10 protein-coding genes are annotated in these 14,995 nt (G+C 48.8%); 6 read left to right on the forward strand and 4 right to left on the reverse strand.

Annotated features, from left to right (window positions below; translation table 11 throughout):
• Positions 1–17 precede the first annotated feature (17 nt).
• Positions 18–2,372 carry a calcium-binding protein gene (locus tag BN3003_RS15925; protein WP_058357604.1) on the forward strand — a complete coding sequence of 785 codons (2,355 nt, stop codon included), beginning with the start codon at positions 18–20 and terminating at the stop codon, positions 2,370–2,372.
• 63 nt (positions 2,373–2,435) lie between these two features.
• Here the strand turns inward: BN3003_RS15925 and BN3003_RS15930 are convergent, their stop codons facing one another.
• Together BN3003_RS15930 and BN3003_RS19010 are read right to left on the reverse strand one after the other, a co-directional pair.
• The gene (locus BN3003_RS15930; RefSeq protein WP_199822605.1) at positions 2,436–3,767 is read right to left on the reverse strand and encodes a DUF2075 domain-containing protein; all 1,332 of its coding nucleotides are present in this window, start codon (positions 3,765–3,767) and stop codon (positions 2,436–2,438) included.
• A 16-nt stretch (positions 3,768–3,783) separates the two neighbouring features.
• On the reverse strand, positions 3,784–4,404 hold the full coding sequence (locus tag BN3003_RS19010; RefSeq protein ID WP_199822606.1) for a hypothetical protein: 621 nt from the start codon (positions 4,402–4,404) through the stop codon (positions 3,784–3,786).
• A 183-nt stretch (positions 4,405–4,587) separates the two neighbouring features.
• Between BN3003_RS19010 and BN3003_RS15935 the strand changes: the two genes are divergently transcribed.
• A complete protein-coding gene (locus BN3003_RS15935; protein ID WP_058357605.1) occupies positions 4,588–4,965 on the forward strand; it encodes a YkvA family protein in 378 nt (125 codons plus the stop codon).
• 135 nt (positions 4,966–5,100) lie between these two features.
• Here BN3003_RS15935 and BN3003_RS19155 read toward each other — a convergent pair whose 3' ends face one another.
• Together BN3003_RS19155 and acnB are read right to left on the reverse strand one after the other, a co-directional pair.
• Complete coding sequence (locus BN3003_RS19155) at positions 5,101–8,796, reverse strand: DNA translocase FtsK (RefSeq protein ID WP_234333104.1); 3,696 nt, start codon at positions 8,794–8,796, stop codon at positions 5,101–5,103.
• 330 nt (positions 8,797–9,126) lie between these two features.
• Entirely contained in the window at positions 9,127–11,718 is a 2,592-nt protein-coding gene (gene acnB / locus BN3003_RS15945) for a bifunctional aconitate hydratase 2/2-methylisocitrate dehydratase (RefSeq protein ID WP_058357606.1), read from the reverse strand.
• Between the two features lie 413 nt (positions 11,719–12,131).
• Between acnB and BN3003_RS18925 the strand changes: the two genes are divergently transcribed.
• From BN3003_RS18925 to BN3003_RS15965, 4 genes are all read left to right on the forward strand, one after another.
• Positions 12,132–12,440, forward strand: a complete 309-nt coding sequence (locus tag BN3003_RS18925; RefSeq protein ID WP_058357607.1) for an ArsR/SmtB family transcription factor — start codon at positions 12,132–12,134, stop codon at positions 12,438–12,440.
• A 229-nt stretch (positions 12,441–12,669) separates the two neighbouring features.
• Positions 12,670–13,497, forward strand: coding sequence for an amino acid ABC transporter substrate-binding protein (locus BN3003_RS15955; protein WP_058357608.1), 828 nt, complete (start codon positions 12,670–12,672; stop codon positions 13,495–13,497).
• Positions 13,498–13,608: 111 nt separating this feature from the next.
• Entirely contained in the window at positions 13,609–14,235 is a 627-nt protein-coding gene (locus tag BN3003_RS15960) for an amino acid ABC transporter permease (protein WP_267886158.1), read from the forward strand.
• A 4-nt stretch (positions 14,236–14,239) separates the two neighbouring features.
• Positions 14,240–14,995, forward strand: a complete 756-nt coding sequence (locus tag BN3003_RS15965; protein ID WP_058358092.1) for an amino acid ABC transporter ATP-binding protein — start codon at positions 14,240–14,242, stop codon at positions 14,993–14,995.

Below are 14,995 nucleotides of genomic sequence, written 5' to 3' on the forward strand. Positions count from 1 at the left end.
CCAAAGCAGGTGATGATTTGATCATCAACTCTTATGGCAGTAATGGCGAACAAGTGACCATCAAGGCATTTTTCAGTGATACTGCTGCAGGTAAAACTGTAATGCTACAATTTAACAATCGCCTCTATAATACCTACTCAGCAATGAATGCGGGCTATATCAAACTCAGCTTAGATGGAACCTCTGGGGCTGAGATTTTGACTGGTACATCGTACGCAGACATCATTCATGCTGGTGCAGGTAATGATACGGTCTCTGCGGGCGCGAGAAACGATATTGTCTATGGTGAAGCAGGAAACGATGTTATTAATGGACAAGATGGTAATGATGAGTTGTATGGCGGTGAAGGCAACGACACCTTAAACGGTCAAAATGGCACTGACTTACTTTATGGTGAAGCTGGCAATGATGTCTTAGATGGTGGTACCGGTGCTGACAGCCTGTACGGTGGTGAAGGCAACGATACCTACGTATTCAACGCAAGTAACGGTGCAGATACGGTGATAGACACAGATGATACCATCGCCATTGATACCTTAAAGTTCACCAATATCGCCAGCAGCAGTGTCACTTTAAGCCGTTCTGGTTCTGATTTGCTCATTTCAGGTTATGGCAGCAGTACCGATACTGTATTGGTAACAGGTTTCTTTGATTACAATTTGTCTGCACACCGTAAGCAGTTTCAATTCAGTGACAAAACCATTACTTTGACCGACTTACAATCCAATCCTAGCTTTTTCCCATCCATAGAAGGCAGAAATGATCAGCCAGATGTATTACATGGCAGTAAATTGGCCGACACCCTCAATGGCTACGGAGGCGATGACACCATTTATGCTTATGATGGCAATGACGTACTTAATGGCGGCATAGGCAATGATACCTTGTTTGGTGGCAACGGCAACGATACTTTGAATGGCAATGCCGGCAATGACACCTTCAATGGTGGCGCGGGTAACGATATATTGTATGGTGGCACGGTAGATGACGCGGATACTTACCTGTTTTATACCGGCTTCGGTACCGATACCGTAATAGACAGCGATGATGTGAACAATATTGATACCTTACGATTCGTCAATATTGCTTACAATAGCAATTATTTTTCTCGCTCAGGCAATGATTTAATCATAGCGGGTTATGGCAGCAGCACTGACAAGGTCATCGTCAAAGATTATTTCAACATCAACACCTCCAGCTCCAATAAACGCTTTCAATTCAGCGACCAAACCATCAACGCAGCCGACTTACAAACAGGTAATATTGCCTTTAACTTAACTGGCGATGCCAATGCCAATACCCTCTATGGCAGCAAACTGGCCGATCATATTGACGGTTTGGCAGGCAATGATACTTTGTATGGCTACAATGGCAATGACACCTTACAAGGTGGTTTAGGTAATGATTTGCTCAATGGTGGAGTAGGCAATGATACACTGTATGGCGGAACGGGTAACGATGCTGACACTTATGTATTGGGCTTAGGTCATGGTCACGACACCATTATAGATACCGATGACACCTCTGCTGCCGACACCTTGAAAATCACCAATATCGCAAGCACTTCTGCCGTGTTTACACGCATAGGAAATGATTTACAAATTACTGGCTATGGCAGTACCGACTCCGTCACCATCCAACAATATTTCGATAAAAATGTCTTTGCTTATAATAAGCAATTCCAATTCAGCGATAAAACCTTGGATTTAAGCCATATGCAATCTGGTAGCTTGCGCTTTACATTAAATGGCACTGACTTGGCTGACACACTTCATGGCAGCCAAGTAGCTGATACTATTAATGGTATTACTGGAAATGATACTTTATATGGCTACGATGGCAATGATGTACTTGCTGGTGGCGCCGGCAATGACACATTATTAGGTGGCAATGGTAATGATGGCTTAAATGGCAATGCCGGCAATGATGTGTTAAACGGCGGTATGGGTAACGATATCCTTTACGGTGGAACTGGAGATGATGCCGATACCTATCTGTTCTACAAAGGTTTCGGCGCTGATACTGTAATTGATACAGATGACATCAATGCTGCCGATACCTTACGCTTCATTAACATCAGCTCATCCTCTGTGACCTACACAAAAGTGGGCAATGATTTGGTGGTTTCAGGTTATGGTAGTAGTGCAGATAAAGTCACAGTAAAACAGTTTTACGATGCTACTGTGAATCAAAACAAATTGTTTCAGTTTAGCGATAAAACCATGACCTCCACTGAAATTGATGCCGCATTACAAACACAAGCAACTGCATTGATTAACTCTATCAGTACTTTAACGACAACTACCAGTGTCCAAAGTGCTAATAGCCTAAATAACAATCCTTCAAGCATCAATCTGGCTGCTGCTGCCTGATTGTAAATAAAGCTCATCTTACAGGCCGCATCAAGCGGCCTGTAAGTTAAAAAACCATCCCCATCAAATCACAGCCATGCCACACCGCTGCAAAAACTCAAATATGCCATCGTAGCTTTGCTGAGGCCGTGTGGCATCGCTGCCATCCACTTCCGGCACATAAATCACCATGCCTTGTCTAGCCCGGGTTAACAATACCCGATATGCATTGATGAGGTATTTTTGTTTCCACTCATCGTGTATGTGTTGCCAAGCCGTGCCACTGAATTGCTGATATTGCCAACCTTGTCGATAACACAAATTGATGTCCCAAGCCACGCAGCAATAATCAATTTCCAAGCCTTGCACATCAAATTCAGTCGCCACATCTTCTATGTAAAAACACGAGCGCACATCATCGGCAGCATTCAAAAACCAACTTAAGGTATCGAGCTTGTTTTTAACATCTATGGCCTCCGGCCTTAAACGTCGCCCACCCGAACTGGCCACCAAACCATAGCGCTCCGAACCCCGTGCTTGCTCACGCAACCACTGTTTCGCTGTGGCCAAATTGCGGGTCAGATACAGTTGAAACCCAGCGGCCACAATGTCCCTAGCCAAACGGCTGGCCGCCACATGATCGGCATCTAATACCTTCTGTACATACTCAGACACTGCCTCGCTGCGAAACGAACGCACCGATACGGCCAGGTGCAAATCGGTTTCTTGATGGGCATGGTGTTGTAACCACCTCTTTTGCGCCAAGTCTTGCAAATACACGGCTTGCTCGGCGATTTGATCGGAATAATACACTTGCCAATCTGGAAAATGTGTTTGTAAGGCCGACAACCATTCAGAAATGCCCGCCTCACCTTTATTGATTTCCTGCCCGCCACCGATTAAACACACCACCACACACCAATCTTTGTGTCGGTTCATCACCTCAATCAAAAACTCAGGTTCAGATTGATTGAAATCGGTTTTGCCTTTTTTCTTACTCATAAACGCCGAGGCTTGTTCTTGATTCCAGGCACGCTGTGCCTCATCAAACACCACCACTTTTTCCAACGGCATGGCCGCATTGTCCACATATTTATCGTGAAAATGGTGGATGTTTTGGATAAAAGCCTGGGTGCGCGGTTTGACCTTGGTTTTGGTCAACACGATTCCTTGCTCTTTGGCCGTGGCCACCGTGTCTCTGACCAAAGCCTCGCGCAACACCTCTACCAATGGCCCATTGCCCGATAAAAATACCGCATGTTCATCGGCATCGGCCTGTAAACGCTCATTGGCAATGTTCAAACCCGCCAGCGTTTTCCCAGCGCCTGGCACACCGGTTAAAAAGCAAATCGCTTTGTGGTGTAGTCGTTTGGCTTGCTCGATGATTAGGCTGATTTTGGCGCTGGTAACAGCCAAATTGATCGCCCCAGCATCATGGCGGGTAATGTCGGCAACCTGATGCGCTCGATACAAAGCGCGCCGCTTCGATAATGGTCGGCGTCGGTTTGTAAGCCGATTCAGCCCAAGCATGGCTCTCAAATGCGGCCTCTGCCTCACAGTGTGCCGCCACTTGTTGCAACACCGCCCCCAAATTGTCTTGGTTACAGCAAACACAGTCGTGCAATTGCGCCACACTGCCCCAATTCAGCTCTTGCGCCGGCGCTTGGCTGCACACCAAAACCGGTACCACCCGCTTGCCATGACTGCCCGCATGAAAATTGAGCAAATCCAAACAGTAATCGATGACTTGGGTTTTGGCATGTTGTGGGTAGTTTTGGGCGCCAATCTTAAATTCCAACACCACAATCGCATTGGGCAATAACACGATATTGTCCACCCGCTTGCCCATTCTTGGGATGGCAAATTCGAAATACAGCTGCGCATCTGGCAATGCCTGCAATTGTTGTTGCAAGATGTTGATTTGCGCCACCCAAGCATTGCGCTGTAATTCATTCAAATCAAAGCCATGTTTTTGCACCAACTCGCCCAATACGGCCTGTGGTTTCGTGCTTAAAAATGTGGCCACACCATCGTGATAATAACTGCGTTGCATTGTTGCCTCTGATTCACAGTCTAACTGTATCTGAAAAATCCTTACAGGCCGCATTAAGCGGCCTGTAAACCTCATGTAAATGGCTTACTTTAATGACATACACTGATTGTAACCCACCATGCTATTGATGCTTCAAAAAGCAAATTATAATGACGGCACTGTTTTTTAAGCCCAACCTGCACCATGAATAGCTTATTTCCTCGTTGCAAACGGTGGGCATTTGCCCTCAAACGCGATGCGGTGACTTTGTACTTGTGTGCCCGCCATAAGCGCACACCCGCATTGGCAAGGCTGCTGGCCATGTTAGTGGCGGCCTATGCCTTATCGCCCATTGATTTGATACCCGATTTCATCCCAATACTCGGTTTTGTCGATGATGTGATTTTGATTCCATTGGGTGTGTGGCTGGTGTTGCGCCTCATTCCGGCCGAACTCATCGCCGAACAGCGCTTGCGCGCCAGCCAACTGTTACAGCGCCCGCGCAGCAAGCTGGCTGCCGGCATCATCATAGCCATTTGGCTGTGTTTCGGTGTGACATTGATGGTGTGTCTGTTCCAATAGGCGCGCTGACAATTGCCGATAATTTTTACTCTGAATGCTTATCCACTGTCATTTAGTCCACCGTTGATAACACAAACCTATATAAACTTACAGGCCGCATATAGCGGCCTGTAAACTTTTAAAACACGGTCACAATCACATCTCGCGTTGTGGTACCAATAAGCTGCGGTTGCCATTGTGCTCAGGTGCGGACAGCACGCCGGCGGCTTCCATTTGATCGACCAAACGCGCGGCGCGGTTGTAGCCGATGCGCATTTGCCGTTGCACTGCTGAAATCGAGGTTTTGCCGCTGGAGACGACAAATTTCACCGCTTGGTCGTACAAGGCATCTTGTTCGTCGCCGCTGTTGCCGCCACCCATGCCGCTGCCAGCATCGTCCAAGCCACCGTGGCTTAAGATGTCATCGACATAGTCTGGCTCGCCGAATTGTTTCAAATACTCAACCACATTGTGCACTTCATCATCGGCAACAAACGCACCATGAATGCGGCGCGGATAGCCTGTGCCCGGTGGCAAGAACAGCATATCGCCTTGACCCAGCAAGTTCTCAGCACCCATTTGATCCAAAATGGTGCGCGAATCGATTTTGCTCGACACTTGGAAAGCGATGCGCGTTGGGATATTGGCCTTAATCAAACCAGTAATCACGTCTACCGATGGGCGTTGCGTCGCCAAAATCAAATGGATGCCGGCAGCACGCGCTTTTTGTGCCAAACGCGCAATCAATTCTTCGATTTTCTTGCCTGCCGTCATCATCAAATCGGCAAACTCGTCCACCACCACCACAATAAACGGCAATTTTTCCAACAAATCAGGCTCTTCTGGAGTGATGCTGAATGGGTTAACAATGCTTTGGCCACGTGCCTTGGCTTCGGCGATTTTTTGGTTATAGCCAGCCAAATTGCGCACACCCATGTGGCTCATCAAGCGGTAGCGTTTTTCCATCTCATTCACGCACCAATTGAGCGCATTGGCGGCGAGTTTCATGTCAGTCACCACAGGCGCGAGCAGATGCGGAATGCCTTCATAAATCGACAATTCCAACATCTTCGGATCAATCATGATCATGCGCACTTCTTCAGGCGTGGCTTTGAACAGCATGGACAGAATCATCGCGTTCACACCGACCGATTTGCCCGAGCCAGTCGTACCGGCCACGAGCAAATGCGGCGCCTTGGCCAAATCGGTGACGACAGGGTTGCCGGAAATGTCTTGACCCAAGGCCAAGGTCAGTTTTGATTTGGATTCTTGGAATACCGGAGCTTGGAACACGGACGACAAGCGTATCATTTGGCGCTTCGGATTCGGCAATTCCAAGCCCATGCAAGTCTTGCCAGGGATGGTTTCGACCACGCGGATGGAAGCGAAGCCGAGCGAGCGCGCCAAGTCTTTTTCCAAATTCACCACTTGCGAGCCGCGCACACCAGTGGCCGGCTCGATTTCATAACGGGTAATCACTGGGCCAGCGTAAGCATCGGTGACTTTGACATTGACCTTAAACTCGGCCAACTTTTCCTCGATGATGATGCCATTGTTAATCAATACCTCATCATCAGGACGCAAATCGGTATCGTCTATCGGCGCTTGCAACAATTGCAAATTCGGCAATACCACGCTGTCAAAATCTGGGCTAGACAAGCGCACTGGTGCTGCTGTCGCCAGAATCGGCGCTGTGGTTGGCGCAGGCGTGGCGACTACCGCTGGTTGAACCGGCGCAGACACTGCAGACACTGTTGCTGCAACGGCAACTTGGTCTGCGGGCAGACTTACCGGTTCGGGCAGCGGCGTTTCCATATCAAAAAAATCGAAATCGTTTTCGACTTCAGGGAAAACCGGCAATTCAGCATCCATGGTAATCGGTTGCGACCAACCACGGCTGCTGTACACATTGTTGGTGGGTGCGGTCTCTGCTTCAGGCTCCAACTCCAAATGCACGGCTTCCGGTTCTAGCTGTAACTCCACTGGCTCGACCAGTTCCAAATGGGTACTGGCAACTGGGGCAGTCATGCTGGCAGAAGATTGCAAAGCAGCGGCAGCAGTAGCGGCCTGTAAGGCATTCAAAGTCGGTGAAACGGGGGTATTGCTGCTGGCGTCAACCACTGCGGCAGTGGCCGCGGCGGCTTGTGCCAATTCCGGATGTTGGAATGGGGTGAAACGGGTAGAAATCGGCTGTGCTGGCGGCAAACTCTCAGGTTTGACCTTAAAACCGTGCTCGCTGCCGATGCGCGCCGTTGGTGGTATCACGCTTTCGCGTACCACGGGACGCGGTTTGAGCTGGCGCTGATTGCGGTTCACTGGCGAATCGGTTTTGGCCAAATTGGCCAAAACTTCGTCTTCGGCGATGACATCATTGCCCGCTGCCATTTCGGCGGCGCTGGCAACGCCACTGCGGCGTCTGGCCAAACGTTGGCGCAACAAATTGGCGCGGATGTCTTCGTCTTCTATCAAACGCTCTTGGCTTTGTTGGCCTACCATCGCTTTTAATAAGGCATCGTCATCGGCATGGCGGCTGGTCACTGCGGGCAAACTCGCCACTGCTTCACCAAACTCATTGACGGTTTCCAAGCCATTGTCGGTCAAGACGATGGTTTGGCGAGTGGGTTTGGCTTTGGGCAAGACTTGTTTGGTGGCGACACTGGGCAACTCTATCACTTCCAATACCGCTTTGTTCGCAGGCACACGCGGTACGTAGCTGCCGGTATCCAATTGAATGGTTTCCAGTTCAGGCCGCTCTAGGGTAATGCCAGATACTTTATTGGGCACCGGCGCATCTGAACCCGTCGACAAAGCCTCTTTGTTGGCATGAATGCCCACACGGCGCGCATACTCAGATTGGCGCGGTGCCCAATTCAATTCGATGACTTCCAAATGCTCAGGCGGCTGCTCATGACGCACGGGCTGCTCGGGCAGCTCTATCACTTCCAAATCGTCGTCATGGCCGTGTTGGTGCGCGTATGCATGCGCACTGCCCTCGTTTTTAATCGCCTTAATCACATGCGCCACATCGTCTGCATCGATGATTTGGCTTTCGAGTACCGGTGTTTGGCTGTCTTCTTTAATCGCGCGTATCACATGGGCCACATCGCCCAATTCTATCGTTTTCTTAGCCACAACCGGTGCAGCTGACTCATCGGCATAAGCATCGTCTTGCAACACGGTTTCTTGGCGACGCAATGGGCGCAAGCGTTCGCGTCTGTGCTCGATTTCCGCCAAGGTGATTTCTTGTGGCAAGTGTTCGTCGTCATCCCAATTGGGTAAACGCTCGTCTTCTTCCCATTCGCGCTCGTCGACGCTGTCTGGCATTAAGGCATAACCTTGTTGCACCGCCTCGTTTCGGGTTTCGATGTGCCATTTGCCTTGTTGCTGTTGCAATTGGCGCTCTAAGTTGGCTTCTACCGACTGGCTGTCAGCACTGGGTTCAAGAGACAATTTACTGGCATTGGCTTGCTCTTGCTGTTGAATTGCGGCCAAGACCTCACTGCGTTTGTTCGGTTTCGGTGCCATTTCGCGCACACGGCTGCTCACTTGCTGCCATTTTTGGCGCAAAGACACCGTCGGTTTGCTGGTGGTTTCGACTGGCTCGGTAGTGATTGGCTCAGGAGCAGATGAATCGTTTGTCGCTTCTAGCGCGGTTGCAGTGGCTCTGGCGACAGCCGCTTCGGCTTCTTCTAAAGCCAATTGCTCAGCGGCGGCTTTTTTGGCCGCTTGTTGACTTAAGGTAGCGATGGGTTCAGTAAGTGTGGGTGTGGCATCAATGTGTGACTCGGCCATGGCTTTTACAGGCCGCTTTTGACGCCCGAATAAATTGGCGCTGACGTTTTTAGTTGTCATGGCAGTGTCATCGACAGACAGTGTCGATTCAGCGACACTTATCTCGCTATCGGGTACCGAAACAGACTTGCTGTCAGCATTTTTTTTATCGCTGTGCTGTTCATGACGGGACAAATAACGGTATTCCAATTGCCACTCAGCACGGCGTTTGCTCTCCCTTACCAGCAAAAACGCAATGAAAACAAGCAATATTAATAAGACGAACCAAAACATATGCAATATAAGTGTTATTTTTGTAAGTAAGTAAGCTCATTGTACCTGTTTTCAACGCACATGCTACAAAAAAGCCCCATCGTTTGATGGGGCTGGATGTAAAAATCAGCAGGCTGACTAAATGTTCACTTGTTCAGCAACGGTTTCATATTTTTCAATTTGATTGAAATTCATGTAGCGGTACACTTCTGCACCTTTTTCGTTGATGATGGCCACGTTTTGGAAATACTCTTCTACGGTTGGGATGTGACCCAATTTAGAAGCAATCGCTGCCAATTCAGCCGAGCTCAAGTACACATAAGTGTTTTTGCCCAAACGGTTCGGGAAGTTACGGGTTGAGGTAGACACCACAGTCGCACCTTCGCGCACTTGTGCTTGGTTACCCATGCACAATGAGCAACCTGGCATTTCCATGCGCGCACCAGCGCGACCCAAAATACCGTAGTAGCCTTCGTCAGACAATTGTTCCGCGTCCATTTTGGTTGGAGGAGCCACCCACAAACGCACTGGAATATCGGCTTTACCTTCTAACAATTTACCGGCAGCACGGAAGTGACCGATGTTGGTCATGCAAGAACCGATGAACACTTCATCAATTTTGGTGCCGGCAACGTCTGACAAGATTTTCACGTCATCAGGGTCGTTAGGGCAAGCCAAGATCGGCTCTTTCACATCGTCCATGTTGATTTCGATGACTGCAGCGTATTCAGCATCGGCATCGGCTTCCAACAATTGTGGATTGGCCAACCATTTTTCCATGCTTTCGATACGACGCGCCAAAGTACGGGCATCGGCGTAACCGTCGGCAATCATGTTTTTCATCAACACGACGTTAGATTGCATGTATTCAATAATCGGTTCTTTGTTCAATTTCACCGTACAACCTGCGGCAGAACGCTCAGCAGAAGCATCGGTCAATTCAAACGCTTGTTCCACTTTCAAATCAGGCAAGCCTTCGATTTCCAAAATGCGGCCTGAGAAAATGTTTTTCTTACCGGCTTTGGCCACAGTCAACAAACCTGCTTTGATGGCATACAAAGGAATCGCATTCACCAAGTCACGCAAAGTCACGCCTGGTTGCAACGTACCAGAGAAACGCACCAATACAGATTCAGGCATGTCCAAAGGCATCACACCAGTGGCAGCAGCAAACGCTACCAAACCAGAACCGGCTGGGAAGGAAATACCGATAGGGAAACGGGTGTGCGAGTCGCCACCAGTACCAACAGTATCAGGCATCAACAAACGGTTTAACCATGAGTGAATCACGCCATCACCTGGACGCAAAGCCACACCGCCACGAGTAGAAATGAACTCAGGCAATTCTTTGTGGGTTTTCACGTCAACCGGTTTAGGGTAAGCGGCGGTGTGACAGAATGATTGCATCACCAAGTCAGCCGAGAAGCCCAAGCAAGCCAAGTCTTTCAATTCGTCACGGGTCATAGGACCAGTGGTGTCTTGCGAGCCAACAGTGGTCATCTTAGGTTCACAGTAAGTACCAGGGCGCACGCCTTGACCTTCTTGTAAGCCACAAGCGCGACCGACCATTTTTTGCGCCAAAGTGAAACCAGCATTGGTAGCAGCAGGTGCTTGTGGCAAGCGGAACGCTTCAGAAGCAGGCAAGCCCAAGGCTTCGCGTGCTTTACCAGTCAAACCACGACCAATAATCAAGTTAATACGGCCACCGGCTTGTACTTCATCAAACAAAACTTGAGATTTCAATTCGAAGTTGGCAATGGTTTCGCCGTTTTTAACGATTTTGCCTTCGTATGGGAAGATGTCTACCACATCGCCCATGTTCAAGTTAGACACGTCTACTTCGATAGGCAAAGCGCCTGAGTCTTCTTGAGTATTGAAGAAAATTGGTGCAATTTTGCCACCCAAGCACACGCCACCAAAGCGTTTGTTAGGAACAAAAGGAATGTCTTCACCTGTGTGCCAAATCACTGAGTTGGTCGCAGATTTACGGCTAGAACCGGTACCTACCACGTCACCGACGTAAGCCACCAAATTGCCTTTGGCTTTCAATTCTTCCAACAATTTGATTGGGCCCACAGAACCTGGTTGATCAGGGGTGATGCCATCGCGTGGGTTTTTCAACATCGCCAATGCGTGCAATGGAATGTCAGGACGGCTCCAAGCATCAGGTGCTGGAGACAAATCGTCGGTATTGGTTTCACCGGTCACTTTGAACACGGTCACGGTGATTTTGTCTTGTACTTTAGGACGTGAAGTGAACCATTCGGCATTGGCCCAAGATTCCATCACTTCTTTGGCATAAGCATTGCCATTGTCCATTTTGGTTTTTACATCATGGAAAGCATCAAACATCAACAAAGTGTGTTTCAGGCCTTCGGCTGCAGTGGCAGCCAATTTGTCGTCATCCAACAATTCAACCAAAGCGGAAATATTGTAACCACCCAACATGGTACCCAATAATTTGGTTGCCAATTCAGCGCTTACCAATGGGCTTTGAGCAGTGCCTTCAGCGACAGCAGCCAAGAAAGACGCTTTGACTTTCGCAGCATCATCAACGCCAGGAGGAACGCGGTGGGTCAACAAGTCCACCAAAAATTCACCCTCACCAGCTGGTGGGTTTTTTAAGAGTTCAACCAATTCAGCAGTTTGCTGAGCTGACAAAGGCAGAGGAACGGTTCCTAAAGCGGCGCGCTCCGCCACGTGGGCACGGTAGCTATCCAAAAAAGACATCAGAAGTTTCCTTTTGTTTAAATATAAACGGTTCTTATTCGTATTCTATGCTGTTGCGTAACAACACATAGATTTTAAATCAATTTCACCGGATAATAAACCGCTTTTCGCGCATAACAGCCTCAGGCTATGAGCCCGGTTTAAATAGATTAAAACCAATGGCTTTATCTTGCTGATTTTTGGTGGATTCTGCAGATATTCACCTCACACCTTAAAATGCGGCCTGTAAATGAAATCATATGATTTGTAGCAGTGCAAAACATGGCACCACCTTTATCCTCCTCGCTTATACCCTCCCATCTAGGACAAACAACTCACCTTTACCCACTTGTTGTCGCCCTCTTGTTTCAGCGCCATTTGCCTCCATGTGTACACTGTCCGATAATAGCCATCCACGCAATGAGCCTCGCAGCATGAACCCTCCTGAACAAATGTGGCAGCAAGCCGAAAAAGTCACCCAAGTGTACAAACTCTTGGCCAACACCCACCGCCTGATGATTTTGTGTGTGTTATTGGAACAAGAGGAATTGTGTGTGGGCGCTTTGAACCAACACATCCCGTTGAATGCCTCCCCCTTGTCGCAACATTTGAAATTGCTGCGCGACGAAGGTTGGCTGGCCACGCGCAAACAAGGCCAAACCGTGTATTACCGCATCGCCGACGACAATATCGCGCAAATGATTGCCTTGGCCAAAAAACTCTATTGCGATTTACCGGCTTAAAGCCATAGTCCACGCTTATCTCTGTTTATCCCTGATAGCGCCTTGTTTACAGGCCGCTTAATCCCTCGTTCACTGCGGCAAATGCGGCCTGTAAAGCGCCGTCCCAGCAGATAATTTGTGAATAAATCCGCGAAAAGATTGCTAAATCATGCAATTGATATGACAATTGACGTAAGTTAACACACCACGCCGTTAGCTTTTGTTCAGGTTTACTTAGGATCTTACTCACATGCAAAAAATCTTGACCTCTTTGATGACTCTTTCCGTTTCAGCCGTTTTGTTAAGCGCTTGTGGCGGCAATTCTAACCAAGCGCCAGCCGGTGACAAACCAGCTGAAGGCAGCGCCCCTGCTGCTGCTAACCAAACTGTGCCAAGCAAAATCGTCATTGGTTTGGACGATAACTTCCCTCCTATGGGCTTTCGCGATGACAAAAACGAATTGGTGGGTTTTGACATCGACATGGCCAAAGCCGCTGCCAAACACATGGGCGTAGAAGTGGAATTCAAACCGATAGACTGGGCAGCCAAAGAATCAGAATTGAAATCAAAACGCGTCGACTTGTTGTGGAACGGCTTGACCATCACCGAAGAGCGCAAACAAAACATCTTGTTCTCTAACCCATACATGGAAAACCACCAAATCATCGTGGTGTCTGCCGGCTCACCAATCAAAGTGAAAACCGACTTGAATGGCAAAATCGTCGGTGTACAAGATGGCAGCAGCGCCATCCCTGCCGTTGAAGCCGATGCGGTATCAAAATCGTTTAAAGAAATGAAAAAATACGGTGACAACGTCACTGCATTGATGGATTTGAGCACCAAACGCATAGACGCGGTGGTGGTAGACGAAGTGGTGGGTCGCTATTATGTGGCGAAAAAACCGACCGAATACGTTGTTTTGGAAGACAATTTCGGCACTGAAGAATACGGCGTGGGCATGCGCAAAGAAGACCAAGCCTTGCACGACAAATTGCAAGGCGCATTGGTAGCGATGAAAGCTGACGGTACTTCTGCTAAAATCGCCAACCAATGGTTTGGTAAAGACATCATCAAATAAGGCGATGTCGCGTTTTTGATTCAATAAACGCTGTCTGAAACATCCTTCAGACAGCGTTGTTGTTTTACAGGACGCTTTTAATTAGGTACACACATGGATTATTTAATACAAATGCTTCCGCCCCTGTGGGAAGGCGCACAAATGACTTTGAAGTTGTTTGTGATTACCTTGCTGCTGTCGATTCCACTGGGGCTGATTTTGGCGCTGTTGCGTCTGTCTGGCATCAAGGCTTTTGATGTCTTGGTCAATGGCTATATTTGGCTGATGCGCGGCACGCCGCTGATGCTGCAAATGCTGTTCGTTTATTTCGCCCTGCCCGCTGTCGGCATTTACTTTGAAGACTTCACCGCGGCGGTGGTGGCGTTTGCCTTGAATTATGCCGCCTACTTTGCCGAAATTTTCCGCGGTGGCATCTTGGCCATCGGCCGCGGCCAATACGAAGCGGCCAAGACTTTGGGCATGTCGTATCCACAAACCATGCGCCGCATCGTGCTGCCGCAAATGTGGAAAAAAATTCTGCCGCCCTTATCGAATGAAACCATCACCTTGGTCAAAGACACCTCGTTGGTGTATGTGTTGGCCTTGAATGACTTGCTGCGCGCCACCCGCAATATTGTGCAACGCGACTTCAATGTCACCCCGTTTATTACTGCCGCTGCATTCTACTTAATCATGACTTTGATTTTGACGTGGATGTTCCAATACATGGAGAAACGCTATGCCGTCTATGAAGACTGATTTGATGATAGACGCCCAGCACATCCGCAAATCGTTTGGCGCGTTGGAAGTGTTGAAAGACGTGAGTTTGCAAGTGCGTCCATCAGAAGTGGTGGCGATTATTGGTTCGTCAGGCTCAGGCAAATCAACACTGCTGCGCTGCTTGAATCATTTGGAAACCGTCAATGGCGGCAGCATCACCATCGAAGGCCAAACCTTGGTCAGCAGCGATGACGCTGGCCATGCGCATTACCCCAGCGACAAAGAAGTGAAAGCCATTTGCAGCAAAATGGGCATGGTGTTCCAGCAATTCAATTTGTTCCCGCACATGACGGTGATACAGAACATCATTGAAGCGCCGATGACGGTGAAAAAAATGCGCAAAGAGCAAATCCTGCCTTTAGCGCACGAATTGCTCGCCAAAGTAGGCTTGGCCGAGAAACACGATTTTTACCCCTCGCAATTGTCCGGCGGTCAAAAACAGCGTGTCGCCATTGCCCGCGCCTTGGCAATGCAACCGGACATCATGTTGTTTGACGAACCGACCTCGGCGCTCGACCCTGAGCTCACCGGCGAAGTGTTGAAAACCATGCAAAAACTGGCCGAAGACAATATGACCATGGTGGTGGTCACACATGAAATGGGTTTTGCGCGCGAAGTGGCCGACAAAGTCTATTTCATGGACGGCGGGGTGATGGTAGAAGGCGGCGAGGCCAAAGCCTTCTTCGACAATCCGCAACACCCACGCACCAAGGCGTTTTTAAGCAATATGTTGAAGTAA

Source organism: Vitreoscilla massiliensis, from assembly GCF_001457815.1.
GTDB lineage: Bacteria > Pseudomonadota > Gammaproteobacteria > Burkholderiales > Neisseriaceae > Vitreoscilla > Vitreoscilla massiliensis.

Excerpts from the sequence above, each read along its gene's own strand:
- BN3003_RS19010 (WP_199822606.1), bottom strand. The coding sequence starts at position 4,404 with ATGCAACGCAGTTATTATCACGATGGTGTGGCCACATTTTTAAGCACG.
- BN3003_RS15935 (WP_058357605.1), top strand. The coding sequence starts at position 4,588 with ATGAATAGCTTATTTCCTCGTTGCAAACGGTGGGCATTTGCCCTCAAA.
- BN3003_RS19155 (WP_234333104.1), bottom strand. The coding sequence starts at position 8,796 with ATGACAACTAAAAACGTCAGCGCCAATTTATTCGGGCGTCAAAAGCGG.
- acnB (WP_058357606.1), bottom strand. The coding sequence starts at position 11,718 with ATGTCTTTTTTGGATAGCTACCGTGCCCACGTGGCGGAGCGCGCCGCT.
- BN3003_RS18925 (WP_058357607.1), top strand. The coding sequence starts at position 12,132 with ATGAACCCTCCTGAACAAATGTGGCAGCAAGCCGAAAAAGTCACCCAA.
- BN3003_RS15955 (WP_058357608.1), top strand. The coding sequence starts at position 12,670 with ATGCAAAAAATCTTGACCTCTTTGATGACTCTTTCCGTTTCAGCCGTT.
- BN3003_RS15960 (WP_267886158.1), top strand. The coding sequence starts at position 13,609 with ATGCTTCCGCCCCTGTGGGAAGGCGCACAAATGACTTTGAAGTTGTTT.
- BN3003_RS15965 (WP_058358092.1), top strand. The coding sequence starts at position 14,240 with ATGATAGACGCCCAGCACATCCGCAAATCGTTTGGCGCGTTGGAAGTG.